The 15,711-nt window shown below is 64.2% G+C and carries 10 protein-coding genes and 4 pseudogenes; 8 read left to right on the top strand and 6 right to left on the bottom strand.

The window, feature by feature from the left end; translation table 11 throughout:
- Window positions 1–147 precede the first annotated feature (147 nt).
- A pseudogene (locus G5B31_RS03315) lies at window positions 148–330 on the bottom strand (hypothetical protein); the annotation flags it as partial.
- A gap of 271 nt (window positions 331–601) precedes the next feature.
- On the opposite strand from G5B31_RS03315, the gene G5B31_RS03310 reads away from it, so the two are divergent.
- From G5B31_RS03310 to G5B31_RS03300, 3 genes are read left to right on the top strand one after another with little or no spacing between them, the layout of a single operon-like run.
- On the top strand, window positions 602–1,651 hold the full coding sequence (locus G5B31_RS03310) for a polysaccharide export protein (protein WP_240904279.1): 1,050 nt from the start codon (window positions 602–604) through the stop codon (window positions 1,649–1,651).
- Between the two features lie 6 nt (window positions 1,652–1,657).
- The gene (locus tag G5B31_RS03305; RefSeq protein WP_165013799.1) at window positions 1,658–2,092 is read left to right on the top strand and encodes a low molecular weight phosphotyrosine protein phosphatase; all 435 of its coding nucleotides are present in this window, start codon (window positions 1,658–1,660) and stop codon (window positions 2,090–2,092) included.
- A 24-nt stretch (window positions 2,093–2,116) separates the two neighbouring features.
- Window positions 2,117–4,306 (top strand): polysaccharide biosynthesis tyrosine autokinase, encoded by a 2,190-nt coding sequence (locus tag G5B31_RS03300; protein WP_165013797.1) that lies wholly within the window; start codon window positions 2,117–2,119, stop codon window positions 4,304–4,306.
- Between the two features lie 45 nt (window positions 4,307–4,351).
- On the opposite strand, the pseudogene G5B31_RS21130 reads toward G5B31_RS03300, so the two are convergent.
- From G5B31_RS21130 to G5B31_RS03280, 4 genes and pseudogenes are all read right to left on the bottom strand, one after another.
- A pseudogene (locus G5B31_RS21130) lies at window positions 4,352–4,624 on the bottom strand (transposase); the annotation flags it as partial.
- Window positions 4,625–4,727: 103 nt separating this feature from the next.
- A pseudogene (locus G5B31_RS03290) lies at window positions 4,728–4,988 on the bottom strand (transposase); the annotation flags it as partial.
- A 196-nt stretch (window positions 4,989–5,184) separates the two neighbouring features.
- On the bottom strand, window positions 5,185–7,101 hold the full coding sequence (locus G5B31_RS03285; protein WP_165013795.1) for a nucleoside-diphosphate sugar epimerase/dehydratase: 1,917 nt from the start codon (window positions 7,099–7,101) through the stop codon (window positions 5,185–5,187).
- Between the two features lie 484 nt (window positions 7,102–7,585).
- Entirely contained in the window at window positions 7,586–8,890 is a 1,305-nt protein-coding gene (locus G5B31_RS03280) for a UDP-glucose/GDP-mannose dehydrogenase family protein (protein WP_165013793.1), read from the bottom strand.
- Window positions 8,891–9,043: 153 nt separating this feature from the next.
- On the opposite strand from G5B31_RS03280, the gene galE reads away from it, so the two are divergent.
- Both galE and G5B31_RS03270 read left to right on the top strand, forming a co-directional pair.
- Window positions 9,044–10,027, top strand: coding sequence for a UDP-glucose 4-epimerase GalE (gene galE, locus G5B31_RS03275; RefSeq protein WP_165013791.1), 984 nt, complete (start codon window positions 9,044–9,046; stop codon window positions 10,025–10,027).
- 85 nt (window positions 10,028–10,112) lie between these two features.
- Complete coding sequence (locus G5B31_RS03270) at window positions 10,113–10,436, top strand: YciI family protein (RefSeq protein WP_165013789.1); 324 nt, start codon at window positions 10,113–10,115, stop codon at window positions 10,434–10,436.
- A gap of 601 nt (window positions 10,437–11,037) precedes the next feature.
- On the opposite strand, the gene G5B31_RS21350 is transcribed toward G5B31_RS03270, so the two are convergent.
- A complete protein-coding gene (locus G5B31_RS21350) occupies window positions 11,038–12,102 on the bottom strand; it encodes a hypothetical protein (RefSeq protein ID WP_165013787.1) in 1,065 nt (354 codons plus the stop codon).
- A gap of 124 nt (window positions 12,103–12,226) precedes the next feature.
- Between G5B31_RS21350 and G5B31_RS03260 the strand changes: the two genes are divergently transcribed.
- From G5B31_RS03260 to G5B31_RS03250, 3 genes and pseudogenes are all read left to right on the top strand, one after another.
- Window positions 12,227–12,967, top strand: a complete 741-nt coding sequence (locus tag G5B31_RS03260; protein WP_165013785.1) for an SDR family oxidoreductase — start codon at window positions 12,227–12,229, stop codon at window positions 12,965–12,967.
- Window positions 12,968–13,007: 40 nt separating this feature from the next.
- Complete coding sequence (locus G5B31_RS03255; RefSeq protein ID WP_165013783.1) at window positions 13,008–13,787, top strand: pyrroline-5-carboxylate reductase; 780 nt, start codon at window positions 13,008–13,010, stop codon at window positions 13,785–13,787.
- Window positions 13,788–14,907: 1,120 nt separating this feature from the next.
- Window positions 14,908–15,711 (top strand): annotated as a pseudogene (locus G5B31_RS03250) (glutamine--fructose-6-phosphate aminotransferase); the annotation flags it as partial.

Below are 15,711 nucleotides of genomic sequence, written 5' to 3'. Positions count from 1 at the left end.
TGACCCCCTATCGGCGTGCAAGATTGACCCCCGTTGTGCTGCGGCGATCAGGGCCTGAGCCGACGGAACTGATCATGGAGTGCAGGCGGGTCGACCGCCGTCTTCCGCTCGCCATGGCCTTGAACCAGTGGCGGCTCATGGCTCGATGTCGTAGATCCCACGCGTACAGGTGCCGCGGAAGAAGGCGAAGGCGCGATCATGTGCGTCGAACATCGAAGCCATCGTGGCGCCATTGGTCCGAGCCCTATGGCGAGGCTCCTGGCTCTCGCGCGGATAGGCCCGAACGAACACCATCTGGCTGTGGCAGAGCCGGACATGGGCCACCTTCATACAGATCAATGAAGCTGAAGCCGGCCAAATCTGGAACCCGGGGCTATCGGCAAGTTCTTGCGCAAGGACGATCCGGTTTGCCTGCTGTTGTGTCTGGCCACCAAATTTTGTGTGGATACTAAGCGGCCCGGCATTGGCAGTATGACTTTCATCACCTATTGAGACCAAGCTGCTGAAGTTTGGCGGGAGCGGGGGGCTGCTACCTCGGGCTGCTGCTTGGGTGATCGTTAGATTTGGGGGCGCCATGCGGCTTTGCACATTGGCTTTGATGATGACTGCACTGCTTGCCGGTTGCAACGTGGCCAAGACGGATTTTCCAGTCCGCGCGGCTGCCATTCAGACCGAGGTGGAGGAGATGGCCACCAATGTCACCATCGTCAAGCTGACGGCCGACAATGTGAGCGCCTTCAGTACGCCACGAAATTTGAGCGGTTCGCGAACGACCATGGCCTCGCCGAGTTGGGACTACCGGGTTGGAGTCGGGGATATCCTCGACATCGTGGTCTGGGACCACCCGGAGTTGACCATGCCGGCCGGGGAGCGCCGGACCCCAGAGGAATCGGGGCTGCGAGTCCAGTCGGACGGTACCTTCTTCTATCCCTATGTCGGACAGATTACCGCGAAGGGGCGGACGCCCGAACAGATCCGCGCCGACCTGACCGAACGCCTGGTCGAATTCATCCCCGACCCGCAGGTCGAGGTCCGGGTGGTCGGCTACCGATCGCAGGCGGTCTCGGTGACGGGCGAGGTCAAGAACCCCAGCCGGCAGCCGTTGACCGACGTGCCGCTGACCCTGCTTGATGCGATCGACGCCGCGGGGGGCCTGTCGGAAGAGGCCGATCCGCGCAGTGTTATTGTTCGACGGGGCGGGCGCAGCTTCACCATCGACCTGCAGGCATTCCTGGAACAGGGCGTTGGGGCGAACAACCCGGTCCTCCAATCGGGCGATGTGGTCAGCGTTCCGAAGCTGGAAGTGGAGGAGGCCTATCTACTGGGCCAGATCGTGCGGCCCTCCACCATCGACCTGACTCGCGAGAACGTCACCTTGACTCAGGCCCTGACCCGCGTTGGCGGGCTGAAGGAAGATAGTGCCGATGCACGAGGGATTTTTGTCTTCCGAAAGACATCGACGGGGATCACGGTCTATCAGTTGGATGCCTCGAACGCGACGGCCTACTTGGTTGGCACCAGCTTCGTGCTGCTGCCGCGGGACTTGGTCTATGTGACCTCCTCGCCGATGCATCGCTGGAACAGTCTGATCTCCAACTTGCTGCCGACCCTGACCACTGCCCGGGTGGCAGACGACATCTCGGCGAACTGAGCCGTGGTGGTCGATTCGGTCCTTGTGGTCTGTGTGGGCAACATTTGCCGTTCGCCTATGGGCGAGCGGATGCTGAAGGCCCGCCTGTCGGGGCTTGCGGTGTCTTCGGCCGGGCTGGGGGCGTTGGTCGGACACGAGGCCGACGCCGATGCGTTGAAAGCCGCGGAAGAACTCGGGGTTGATCTGGGCGGGCATTCCGCCCGCCAGCTTACGGCCGAGATCGGTGCTGCCCATGGCCTGATCCTCGCGATGGAGCCCGGTCATCGGGCCGAGATCTCGCGGCGCTGGCCGCAGCTGTCCGGGCGGACGCTGCTGTTTGACCAGTGGACAGGCGGCAAGGGAATCGCCGATCCCTATCGGAAACCGCTAGAGTTCCACCGGCAGGTGCGGGATCAAATATTTGCAGCGGCGGCGGCCTGGGCGGGCCGACTGTCACGTTGAAATCGGTATGTGCGAGAAGAGCCAATGGTAACGGATGATGCGCGGCTTCAGGGTAGAGACGGCGATGAGATCGATCTTCTGGCTCTGATCGGCCATCTCTGGGCAGGCAAGGCCTGGATTGTCTCGGCAATGCTTCTTGCCGTTCTGGCAGGCGCCTTCTTCGCCCTGAGCCGGACGCCGATCTACAAGGCGGATGCGCTGATGCAGTTGGAGACCCGGTCGGGGGCATTGGCGCTTCCCGAAGGGATGCAGGATCTGCTGGGCTCCGACGCATCGGGAACTGCGGCGATCGAGACTGAGATAGAGATCATCAAGTCGCGTATGGTGATCGGCGAGGCGGTTCGCGAGTTGGACCTGCAGCTGCGCGCCGATCCGCTGCCCCTGCCGGTCATCGGCGCGCTGCCCAAGCGGCTGGGACTGCCGGAAGCGCCTTTCGCCTTTCTCCGGCCCTATGAATGGGGCGGCGAGCAGATTGTGGTCGGCCAGCTGGAGGTGCCGGACGACTGGCTCGATGAGGAGATCCATCTGACCAAGACCGGCGCGGACAGTTTCCGGGTGCGCCTGCCGGATGGCAGTGAACACGATGGCCGAATGGGGGAAACCCTGGCGCTACCGGCGCAGGGCGTCTCGGTGCACGTGGACTGGCTCAAGGGAGCGGACGGCCGGATGTTCGTGCTGGAACGGCTGGCCTTCGAGGCCGCGGTCCGCGATGTCCAGCAGGACTTCTCCGTCAGCGCGGCCTCGCGCAACTCCTCGATCCTGCGGCTCGGCTACCAGCATCCCGACCCCCGACAGGCGGAGCGGGTGCTGGATGCGATTTCCCGGGCCTATGTCACCCAGAATATCTCGCGCTCTGCCGCCGAAGCTGAGAACAGCCTGAAATTCATCGAGGAGCAGCTTCCCATCGCGGAAGAGGCTTTGACTGAGGCACAGCAGAAGCTGAACGACTATCGCAAGGCCAACCAGTCGGTCGACCTAGACTACGAGACGCAAAGTCTGCTGCAGGAAGCCACGCAGATCGAAGCCGACCTGAATGCCCTGGCCATGCAGGAAGACGAGCTGAAGAAGCGCTATACGGTCAACCACCCGACCTATCAGGCGCTGCTGGAGAATCGCGACACGCTGGAACGACGGCTGGAGCGGATCAGGCAGGAAACCACCGGGTTGCCCGAGACCCAGAAGGAAATCTTCAATCTCTCACGCGACCTGGAAGTGGCGCAGCAGGTCTATATCCAACTGCTCAACCGCGCGCAGGAACTACGTGTGGTGCGTGCTTCGACAGTCGGTTCGGTGCGGATTATCGATACTGCCTATTCCAACGGCATCCGCATCTATCCGCGGACCAGCATGATTCTAGCGCTATCGCTGGTCCTGGGAGCCATGGCGGGCATTGGCATCGTCGGCCTCCGCCGCTTGCTGCACCGGGGCATTCGCGGTGCTGAAGAGATCGAACGCCTGGGGCTGCCAGTCTTTGGCACGGTGACCTTCTCGACAGAGGCTGCAAACCACCGGAAGCGCCACAGTGCCCTGCCAATCCTGGCACTGGACAAGCCCGATGACCTGGTGGTCGAGGCGATGCGATCGATGCGAACGGCGCTGCATTTTGGGATGATCGACGCGAAGACCAACTCGGTTCTCTTCACCTCGGCGGCGCCCGGCGCGGGCAAGAGCTTCACCGCGGTAAACCTTGCGGTGGTCGCGGCGCAGGCCGGGCAGCGGGTCTGCCTGATCGACGCCGACCTGCGGCGTGGCTATCTGCGGCGCTATTTCGGCCAGGAGAAGAATACACCGGGCCTTGCCGAATACCTAGCGGCGGAGAAAATGCTGGACGAGGTACTGCACTCTAGTCCGGTTCCCGGCATGTCGGTGATCACCAGCGGCAGGTTCCCACCCAATCCCTCCGAACTGCTGATGCGGGCAGAATTCACGGCACTTCTCAAGACCCTGAACGATCGCTTCGACCTGATCCTGATCGATGCTCCGCCCGCCCTGGCCGTAACCGACCCGGTGGTGATCGGACGGTCCGCCGACGCTACCATCGTGGTTGTGCGGCATCTGCAAACCATGCTGGGCGAGGTCGATGCCGTGAAGCACACCTTCGAGATGGCGGGCGTCAAGGTGACGGGCGCGGTACTGAATGGTTATAAGCAGGAGGAAGGTCGCCGATACGGCAGCTATAGTTACCGGTATAGCTACAAAACTGGTCAGAGGTAGGGTGTTGTAGAGGATTGATCGGCTCAGGGCCTGAACCTCACTCAGGCCGTCGCGGGTGACGCTCAGGGCGACATAGACGGCCTTGTTTTTCACCGTCCGGCTGTCGGCATCGCGGATCTTCACCCGCAGGGCATCGAAGATCACGATCGGATACATCCGATCCAGCGCTCGGCTCTGCCATTCCCGGACCTCGTCCATCTCGTCAGACCGCAGGATCTTGCGCACGATGTTTCGCGACACGTGCAGTTCCCGCACGATCTTCTTCACCGACCAGCCCTGAACGTAGAAGGCCCGTCGGACCCGCGCAATCGTATCCACCCGCCTCAACTCCCCCTCCGTCCGCTGACCCGCAGCAAACGGTCCGACGAAATATCAGGGGGGTCAAAATTGGGGTCTGACTCAAGTTGGTGCACTTTCTGGTTTACGCCGGGGCGAGAAGCCGTGCCCTGAGCAGATCGATGTTGGCGCGGCCATACATCTGGCGTTTGAGAGTCTTCAGCCGATTGATCTGCCCCTCTGTCTGCACGTTCGACCAAGGTTCGCGCAGGGCGGCGGCAACGGCGGCGCAGTCGCTGCGGAGGCCACGGGCAAAGGAAGCGATCATGCTGTCTGCCGCCTCATCGAGCCAACTGGCCAAGACATCCTCACGCCCGTTTCGAACCATATCCGTGAACCTGTCTGAGCTGCTCCCCGAAAATCGGACAGTGACGGAAGCTACGATCTGACGTCTGCTGGTCTCCAAGAACGAGGAGATCAGGACATGAATGATGCCTTAAAGGATGTCCGGGGTACTTCTATTGAAGTGATTTTGTATATTTTTTATTCGAACAGTTGAGATTGTGCAAAATATTTTGTTCAAAGGGGGATTGGTGGGGCGGTTATAGCGTGTCGCGCGGACTGTATCCGGTCTGGGCTTCAATCAAGATCTGCCGAATTCCGTCGATGTCATAGTGCAGGCAATGGTACATCAATCGCTCGAGCAAGTTGTCGAGTATATCCGGAGTCAGCGCGATTTCTGTCGCTGTCATTATGCGGGGATGTTCAGTCGGCAAGGCCGTATCGTCTATAAGGAGCTCCTCGTAGAGTTTCTCTCCTGGGCGGAGACCGGTAAATCGAATTTCGATATCGTTAGGATTAATTGTTCGCGTACGCAGCGCGTCTTCATTGTGTTGTTCTATAATTACTGGATTGAGACCTGAGAGTCGAGCCATCCGAGCGGCAAGTTCGGCGATCTGGATCGGCTCGCCCATATCCAGGACGAAGACATCGCCCCCCCGTGCCATGGCCCCTGCTTGAATGACGAGCTGCGCAGCCTCAGGAATCGTCATGAAATAGCGGGTAATCTCGGGATCGGTAACGGTGATCGGCCCTCCGGCAGCGATCTGCTTACGGAAAATCGGGATCACTGAGCCCGACGAGCCGAGTACGTTCCCAAAACGCACCATGGAAAACCGCGTACCTTGCTGCCGAGCAGCCAACGCTTGGCACACCAACTCCGCCAATCGCTTTGACGCACCCATAATGTTGGTCGGCCTGACTGCTTTGTCTGTCGAGATCAGAATGAATGCTGATACGCCGGCTTCAATAGCTGCCTCAGCCAGAGTGCGCGTACCAAATACATTATTGCGAATCCCTTCTACAACATTTCCTTCAACGAGCGGAACATGCTTATAGGCAGCGGCGTGATAGATTGTCTTGACCTCATGATCACGTAATGCGGAAATTACTCGGCCGCGGTCCTGGACTGAGCCAATTAGTGGAACAATTTCGATAGGTGGGCTAAGCCTGCTATTCAGAGCTTGCAACTCTTGGTCGACAGCATAAAGATTGTATTCCGATATTTCGAGAAGAACGAGTCGCCTTGGCCGATGGGCGAGAATCTGTCTGCAAAGTTCAGAGCCGATGGAGCCGCCAGCCCCAGTGACCATTACCACCCGGTCGTGCAGGTCGCGGCTCATCAGATCCTGGCGTGGTGGTACCGGATCCCGGCCGAGCAGGTCTTCGATCGGAACATCGGTAATCTCATTAATCTGGGTTTTTCCTGAAACGAGATCGGCCATGCCGGGAATGGTCTGAATATGGATAGGTAGATGATCCAGCCGGCGCAGGAGCGCGGCACGTTCAGACCGCGGTAGGCTTGGCATCGCCAGAAGTAGGCTTTTTGCGTTAAGGGTATCGATTAGTTGCGGCAAGGCTTCAGGGGTATGGACAAGGCAGCCACCGATCATCCGACCTTGGAGCGCGGGATCGTCATCGACAAAAGCGACGGGTAGGTATTCCGGACCACTGTTCAAGGAGAGCTGTAGTTGCCGGCCAGAGACACCGGCCCCGTAGATGATGACCCGGCTACGCCGTCGCGCCTGAGCGCCGGCCAGAACCCCGCGCATCAGAAAGCGTAGCCCTCCGATAAGGATAAAGGCGATCAGCGCGTAGATTGCCGGAACCGAACGCGGAATCGCGGCATCGGTTAGCCAGCGGGTGAGGGCGAGTGTCAGCGCCGAAAGCAGGACACCCAGCAGTATCGTGCGGGCAGCACGGGAAGAGATGTAGCGCACGACTGCCCGATAGAAACCCAACCGAACGAAGATCAGCAGGCTCACCGGGATCAGGATCACCAGCACTTCAAGAAGCTCGCGCCAGATACCCGTCCGGCCCAGGAAGGCCAGACCGTCGAGTCTGAGCGCCATGGCGAGGATCAGGCTCAGGATGATCAGCGTTGTGTCGGTGAGAAGCTGGATCAGCCTCTTGTGGCCGCGGCGCAACCCGATAAGCCGGTGGGGAATGGAGGCAATCATTGAGCTACCTTGCTGTCGAAAAATACCGCTCGAAAATCGGGACGAAATCTTGCTGCGGAGTAGCTGGGGCAGCTTGAGGTTGAGTTGATCGCGGCAAGATGCTTCAATATCCGACTATTTTTCTAAAGAAAAGAGCCAATCAATCTTGCTCCACTATGCTGCGTGCCGAACTCAACCAACAGAAGATGATCTGCTGCCCTTAACTATCCTAAGATCTGGAGCCAGGCTTCATGGCCGAGGAGCGCGGCTCGGCTTTGGTTTCGACACCTCGATCACCTCACATCGTGGAGCCCAATTCCCATCAAACGTTGCGTCGAGTAGCCTCGACGCCGTCTCGATCCGAGTCGACAATACCACACACGAACTCGCCTCGAAAGTGACCCGATCAGGAGATCAGTACCGCGCTTCCAATCGATTCCTCTCAGGAAGTCAACAGAAGGTCTTTCGCCGTAGTTCGACCCGGGCAAAATTCCGCTCCTGTCTCCTAGCGCCCCACCCCCAGGTAATGGGTGAAGCCCGCGGCCAGCACCTCGTCGCGGTCGTAGATGTTGCGCAGGTCCGCCATGCGCGGCGTCGCCATCTTGCGGGCCAGCTTGGCCAAGTCCAGCGCCCGGAATTCGTTCCATTCCGTCAGAAGCACCACCAGATCGGCGCCGTTCACCGCCTGGTAGGGGTTCTCCGTCCACTTCACCCCGGGCAGCAGCGCCTCGCCCTCGTGCCGTCCCTGCGGATCGCAGACGCGGACCTTGGCGCCGGCGCCCACCAGGAAGGGCACGATGGTCAGGCTGGGGGCGTCGCGCATGTCGTCGGTGTTCGGCTTGAAGGTGACGCCGAGGATGGCGATGGTCCTGTCGCGCAGGACGCCTTCGCAGAGGTCCTCGATCCGGGCGATCATCCGGCGCTTCACCTCGTCGTTGACCTTGATCACGGTCTCGACGATCTGCATCGGCACCGCATGGTCCTGGCCGATCCGCGCCAGCGCCTTGGTGTCCTTGGGGAAGCAGGACCCGCCATAGCCCGGACCGGCGTGCAGGAACTTGTTGCCGATGCGGCCGTCCATGCCGATGCCCCGCGATACCGCCTTGATGTCGGCCCCCACCCGCTCGCACAGCGCGGCGATCTCGTTGATGAAGGTGATCTTGGTGGCCAGGAAGGCGTTGGCGGCATATTTGATCATCTCGGCGCTTTCCAGCCCGGTGTAGACCACCGGAAACTCGCGCAGGAACAGCGGGCGGTAGATTTCCGCCATCGCCTTCTTCGCCCGCTCGCTCTCCACCCCCACGACCACCCGGTCGGGCCGCATGAAATCGTCGATCGCAGCGCCCTCGCGCAGGAATTCCGGGTTGGAGGCGACATCGAAGTCCGCGGCGGGATTGGCCGCGCGGATCGCCTCGGCCACCTTGCGGTTGGTGCCCACCGGCACGGTGGATTTCGTCACCACCACGGCATAGCCGGTCAGCGCCCGGCCGATCTCGGCCGCGGCGGCCATCACATAGGTCAGGTCGGCATGGCCGTCGCCCCGGCGCGTCGGCGTGCCGACCGCGATGAAGACCGCCCCCGCGCCTTCTAAAGCGGTATCCAGGTCGGTGGTGAAGCTCAGCCGCCCGGCGGCTACGTTCTTCGCCATCAGCGCGTCCAGCCCCGGCTCGTAGATCGGCACCTCGCCGCGGTTCAGTCGCTCGATCTTGGCCGGGTCCTTGTCGACGCAGACCACCTCATGTCCGAAATCCGAGAAACACACGCCCGACACCAGCCCGACATAGCCGGTGCCCACCATCACGATCTTCATTGTCCCTGTCCCGTATGGCTTTCTGCCCGCAGCAGCATAAGCATCAGGGGCGGCGCCAAGTCAAACGCCGCCCCGAAGGAGGCCCGCCGTCGACAAGCCGGGGTCGAGCGGGTATGGCAGGCGGCGGGTTCGGTAACAGGGGTGCAGCAGGTCATGGCAAGGATTCTCGTCACCGGCGGGGCGGGCTATATCGGCAGCCACGCTTGCAAGGCCCTGGCGCGGGCGGGTTTTACCCCGGTGGCCTTCGACAACCTTTCGACCGGCTGGGAAGAGGCAGTGAAATACGGCCCCTTCTTCCGCGGCGACCTGATGGACCGCGCCTCGGTCGATGCCGCGATGGCGGAGCACCGGCCGGTCGCGGTGATGCATTTCGCGGCGCTGTCGCTGGTGGGCGAGTCGATGAAGGACCCCGGGCTCTACTGGAGGGTCAACGTCGGCGGGGCGCTGAACCTGATCGAATCCTGCGTGGCGCATGGGGTGGGGAATTTCGTCTTCTCCTCGACCTGCGCCACCTATGGCGACCAGGACGGCGTGGTGCTGGACGAGGACACGCCGCAGCGGCCGATCAACGCCTATGGCAGCTCGAAGCGGGCCATCGAGGACATCCTGAAGGATTTTGGCGCCGCCCACGGGCTGCGGCGGGTGATCTTCCGCTATTTCAACGTCGCCGGCGCCGATCCCGAGGGCGAGCTGGGCGAGCAGCACCGGCCCGAGACCCATCTGATCCCGCTGATGCTGGAGGCGGTGGCGGGCCGGCGCCCGGCGCTGACCGTCTTCGGCGACGACTATCCCACCCGCGACGGCACCTGCGTCCGCGATTACGTCCATGTCGCCGACCTGGCCGAGGCCCATGTCCTGGGCCTGCGCTGGCTGCTGGACGGGCGAGAAGACCGGGTGTTCTGCCTCGGCTCCGGCACCGGCTTCACGGTGCGCGAGGTGATCGACGCCTCCCGCGCCGTCACCAACCGCGAGGTGCCGGTGGTGCAGGGCGCCCGCCGGGCCGGGGATGCGGCGGCGCTGGTCTCCGGCTCGCGCCGCGCGGTCGAGGAACTGGGGTGGGAGCCCCGGCACTCCACCCTGCGCCAGATGATCGGCGACGCCTGGTCCTGGGCGCAGAAGCCGGGCTTCCGCCGATAGGGCATTCGGAGGCGCAACCGGGCGCCTGTCCGCGCGTTGTCCTCTGCGGGGCCTTCCCGGCCCCGGCCCGGAAGGAGGACATCCCATGCCGAAATTCCTGACCATCGGATACGGCGACCAGTCGGGCTATGACCGCACTCCCGCGTTGCTGCGCGATGCGGCCCATGCCCATGACGAAAGACTGCGCGAAGACGGCGCGGTGATCGGCATCGTCGGCGCGCCGGTGCAGGTGCGCAACACCGAATGCGCCGGGGTGGAGACCACGCAAGGCCCGTTCCTGACCGCCGCCCTGCCTGTGGCCGGCTTCGCCCTGATCGAGGCCGACGACCTGGAGGTGGCCATCGCCAAGGTCGCCCAGACTCCTTGCGTGGTGGCGCATGGCGTGGTGGAGGTCTGGCCGCTGGAGTGAGGGGGAATGGTGTGCATTTGCTCTAATGCAACGGTGCCGCTGAACTGGCCGGAAGCATCAGAGAAGCAAGGCGGGCGGCGTGCTCTTGGACTGAACTTATCCGCGTTCTCGCTGTCAATGTCTCCGGGGAGTCGTCTCCGGTGGTGGTCCCGAGACGACTTAAGCCCTCTCACCTTGCCACCGAACTGCATGATCCGAGTCAAGATTTTTGCTGAAGCGGTGTTTCTTCCCGTAAGGACGGGGTGGCAGCGGATTTACGCCACCACCCCGCCGAGGAGAAAAGACCTGCTCCAAAAGACCTGCGCCGCAAATACCACCGCGACTCAGATTTTTTACCTCGGCCCTGCCGGCCGCACATACCCTGTTTAGGGTAGGCGCCCGATGAAAATGACCCGAACCGCCTGGGCGTCCGGCAAAACAGGCAAGATCAAGCCGGTCTGCGCCCCCGAGGTTGCGCTCGCTGATGGCGCGTTCCGTCAGCGCAGCGCTGTCATCTGCATATGTCCGGCTCTCGCGGTCTATCCTGGCATCCATACAAGCAATGTGCACCTCGTAGATAATGTTCGAGCTTGCCGCCTTCCGATACCAGGTGCAGCGCTCTTCAGAACCGCAGCCAGCCGCCCCGGAACGGCACCTTCCGCTCCGCCCCCCAGTCGCCGGTTACTGTCAGCTCGTCCCCCTCCAGCCGCACCCCCGCCACCGCCTGGCCCGAGGGCCAGCGCAGCGCGCCGATGGCATGGCGGACCTCCACCGTCCCCTCCGGCTCCAGCGCCACCAGCCCGGGCTGGCCGGCGGCGGCCAGCGGGTCGGGCGTCTCGGCCGCGGACAGCCCCAGCACCGGCAGCGCCGCGCCTTCCTCCACCCCGAGGCAGCCGCAGTGCCGGCCGTTCCAGGGCGCGTAGTCCCGGCCGCCGTTGGAGTGCCACAGCATCGTCATCGGCAGCGCCTTGGGGTTCTTCAGCGACAGGAACACGTCGCCCTGGTCGGGCCGCACCACCGCGGTCCAGCCGAGCGGGGAGGAGGGCTCCTCCACCGCCGCCACGAAATCCTCGTGCGCCGGCCCCCAGGGGTAGCGGTGCAGGTTCAGCGGCCCCTCCGCCCCGGGGAACTCCGCCGGGTCCTCGTGCCGCCGGGGATAGTCCAGCGCCGAGCGGCCGCGGGAAGGGTCCGGCTCCAGCGGCGCGGGCAAGGTCTCGAACCAGCGCTTGCGCGAGAAGGAGAGCTTCGCGCCGAAGGGCACCGAGACCATGGCGTGGTTGGCCAGCGGCAGGGCGCCCCGGCCGCCGATGAACAGGTGGCGCTGGTAAAGGAACGGGTGGCCGTCGCTGACCGACAGTTCCTTCACCACCGTCGCCCCCAGGATCTGCCCCTGCAGCAGCGCCCGCAGCGTGCCGGGGGCTGCGGGCAGCGGCACCCAGTCGCCGTTCGCCGCCAGCCCGTGCAGCCCCTCCGGTCCCGCCCCCATCGGCGCGGCCAGGAAATCCCCCCGTAGCCAGCACTGGTGCGGTGGCGTCCCGGCCGGGACCTCCGCCTCCGTCCAGGGCGCGGCGTGGAGCGGCGAGACCTCCGCCCCCTCGTCGGTGACGGTCAGCGGATGCACCACCCCGCCGCGGGGCGAGAAGGTCAGCGCGATGCCTTCGGCGGCAAGGGTGAGAGGTGCGGTCATCGGCGGTCTCCGGCAGATGCGGGGCAGGGTGGCATGGGGTCGGGGCAGGAGACAAGGCCGACCCCGCTGGCCCCCCGCCGCCGCCCGCGCTAGGGTGGGCCCGGAATTGCAGGGAGAAGACGGCATGGCGGGGCGGTTGCAGGGCAAGGTTTGCGTGGTCACGGCGGCGGGGCAGGGGATCGGGCGGGCTTCGGCCCTGGCGATGCAGGTCGAAGGCGCGCGGGTGATCGCCACCGACATCAACTCGCGCACGCTGGGGGAACTGGCCGCGCAGGGGATCGAGACCCGGCTCCTGAACGTGCGCGACGCCCTGGCAGTGGCGCAGATCGCCGCTGACCTGCCCGAGACCGACGTGCTGTTCAACTGCGCCGGCTTCGTGGCCAACGGTTCGATTCTGGACTGTTCCGATGAGGACTGGGCCTTCTCGCTGGACCTGAACGTCACCGCGATGTTCCGGATGTGCAAAGCCTTTCTGCCTGGGATGATCGCTCGCGGCGGCGGATCCATCGTCAACATGGCCAGCGCCGTGGGGTCGATCATCGCCGCGCCCGACCGTTTCGTCTATGGCGTCACCAAGGCCGGGGTGATCGGCCTGACCAAGGCGCTGGCGGCGGATTTCGTCACCCGGGGTATCCGCTGCAACGCCATCTGCCCCGGCACGGTGGAAAGCCCCAGCCTGGAAGAGCGGCTGCGGGCGACCGGCGACTACGAGGCCGCCCGCAAGGCCTTCGTCGCGCGGCAGCCGATGGGGCGGATCGCCTCGCCCGAGGAGATCGCGCAGCTGGTGGTCTATCTGGCCTCGGACGAATCCTCCTACACCACCGGCCATGCCCATGTGATCGACGGCGGCTGGTCCAATGTCTGAAACGCTGCGCCGGGGGGCGCGGCAGGGAAAGGAGGCGCTCATGCGTGTGGGGATCATTGGCGGAACCGGCTGGCTGGGCGGCGCGCTCGGCCGGGCGCTGGTCGACAAGGGCTTGGCCGAGGTGGCGCTGCTGAACCGCAGCGGCCCGCAGGACTATGGCGGGCGCAAGGTCCGCTGGGCGGCGGACCTGGCCGACCTGGTGGCGCTGTCCGACGTGATCGTGGTCTCGGTCCGGCCCGGGGACTGGCCCGGGCTGGACCTGAAGGCCGGCGGGCGGCTGGTGATCTCGTTCATGGCCGGGGTGGGGCTGGAGACGCTGGCCTCCTGCGGCGGGCGGATCGTCCGCGCCATGCCCAATGCCGCGGCCGAGATCGGCGCCAGCTATTCCCCTTGGGTCGCCGGCCCGGGCGTGACCGAGGCCGACCGGGCGGCGGTGGCGCAGGTGCTGGGCGCCATCGGCACCGGCGAGGAACTGCCCGAGGAGGGCCAGATCGAACTGATGACGGCGCTGTCCGGCTCCGGCCCCGCCTATCCGGCGCTGCTGGCGCAGGCGATGCTGGGCTTCCTGGCCGAGCGCGGCGTCGCCCCGGACGTGGCGGCGCGGGCGGTGGAGGCGGTGGTCTGCGCCTCGGCCCGGCTGCTGGAAGGGCAGGTGGCCGGCGCCCCGGCGCTGGTGCAGACCTTCATCGCCTACCGCGGCACCACCTGTGCCGGGCTAGAGGCGGCCGAGGCCGCGGGCTTCACCGCCGCGGTCAAGGCCGGGCTGGCGGCGGCGACCGCGAAGGCGGCGGCGATGCGCGAGGCCGCCCGGCAGGGCTGACCCGTTTCGGGGCTTGCGGGCGGTTCGGTGCTGCGCCGATGGCTCGCCTTGAAAACGCCTGACGTGCGCTCCAGTGGAAAGCCGTTCTGGGGCGAGTGTGTGCACTAGGTGGGAAAGAAAATCCTGCAGAAACATGGGAATATAAGTGGAAACTGGGAGCAGCCGAGCCGCGCGGGAGGCCCAGGCTGTAGCAGTTGACCAGCGATAGCGCCCGAGCAGGGACATGGAAGTAGCGTCAGTTCCCTCGAACACGGAGAGCCTCGGAACATGCCGGTTGGCGAACCTCAAACTGCCTGATCGTGTGGGTAGCAAACTGGTTCTGCAGACAGCACCGTGCCTATGCCAAGCCGAACACACAAAAACAGTCGGGTTGGCGTCAGTCCTCAGCTTCTTTCTTGGGATCGTAGAGCTCTATGGATGGATAGCCGGGGACCAGCTAATCCAAGTCCTCCTTCGGCATCACAGCCGCCAAGACCGCCATCGCCTCCCTGACCATGTCGTGCCACAGCGGAGCACCGCCGAACCTTATATCTTCGGGTAGGTTGCGTGCCCTGCAGAGGGCACGTGCCGCCAACTCGATGGGAGGTTTCTCTCGGGTTGAGGTCACGTCGGTCAGGCTCCGTTTATGACGCCTGACGGCAGGGCTGTAGGCAACCAAACAGCATGCTCTTCCACCCAGTTGCTCTCAGAATAATCTGTGTCCACCATACATGTTGCGAAAAGCGGCTTGGTGCAAGTCTGGTTGGCCGCAGTTCACACAAGGACACCAGCGCTACCCCAGGAGATCACCCATTGGCCTACCTGACACTGAAAATTCATGACGGTAGCCACAGTCTCCTGGAAAGGCCAGGAACGGTCACCATCCCGGGCTGGAGCGGCTGAAGCCCGCAGTCAAGACCTCTCGCATTTGGTCCGGGCGTTCTACATCAGACCCAATGCACGAAGTCTGTCCTCGTTTGGCTGGGGCTTGTCTGTCACCTTGTACCTGCGGTAAGGGCGGTTTGCCATGTGGCTTCATCCCAACCTTTCCTGCTTCAGAATATGTTGCCCAATATGATCCGGTCTCAGCATTTGCCCCCCGAGTGTTCCTCCAAAACCCTCAGGCAGAAGGCTTGATCCCATGTGCGGCATCGTCGGCGTCCTCGGCCACCATGAAGTGGCCCCGCTTCTGGTCGACGCCCTGAAACGGCTGGAATACCGCGGCTACGACTCGGCCGGCATCGCCACCGTCAACCGCGGCCGGCTGGACCGCCGCCGCGCGGTCGGCAAGCTGGTCAACCTGTCGGACCTGCTGGTGCACGAGCCCCTGGCCGGCAAGTCCGGCATCGGCCACACCCGCTGGGCCACCCATGGCGGGCCGGAAGTGCGCAATGCCCATCCCCACCGCGCCGGGCCGGTGGCGGTGGTCCACAACGGAATCATCGAGAACTTCCGCGCCCTGCGCGAGGACCTCGCCGCCGACGGCTATGCCCAGGAGTCGGAGACCGACACCGAGACCGTGGCCCTGCTGGCGAAGCGCGAGATCGACCGCGGCGCCACCCCTGTCGAAGCCGCCCGCGCCACGCTGAAGCGCCTGCACGGCGCCTTCGCGCTGTGCTTCCTGTTCGACGGCGAGCAGGACCTGCTGATCGCCGCCCGCAAGGGCAGCCCGCTGGCCATCGGCTGGGGATCGGGCGAGATGTTCGTCGGATCGGACGCCATCGCGCTGGCGCCGATGACCGACCGCATCACCTATCTGGAAGAGGGCGACTGGGCGGTGATCACCCGCAAGGGCGCCGAGATCTTCGACGCCGCCGACCGCCGCGCCAACCGCCCCGAGACCCGGGTGCAGCTGGACGCGGCGCGGATCGAGAAGGCGGGCTACCGGCATTTCATGGCCAAGGAGATCGCCGAGCAGCCGGTGGTGATGGCCGATGCGCTGAAG

This window comes from Rhodobacter sp. SGA-6-6 (assembly GCF_011043545.1).
Lineage (GTDB): Bacteria > Pseudomonadota > Alphaproteobacteria > Rhodobacterales > Rhodobacteraceae > Pseudogemmobacter.
The sequence above is the reverse complement of the archived record's forward strand: the minus strand, read 5'-3'. Positions and strand labels throughout refer to the sequence as shown.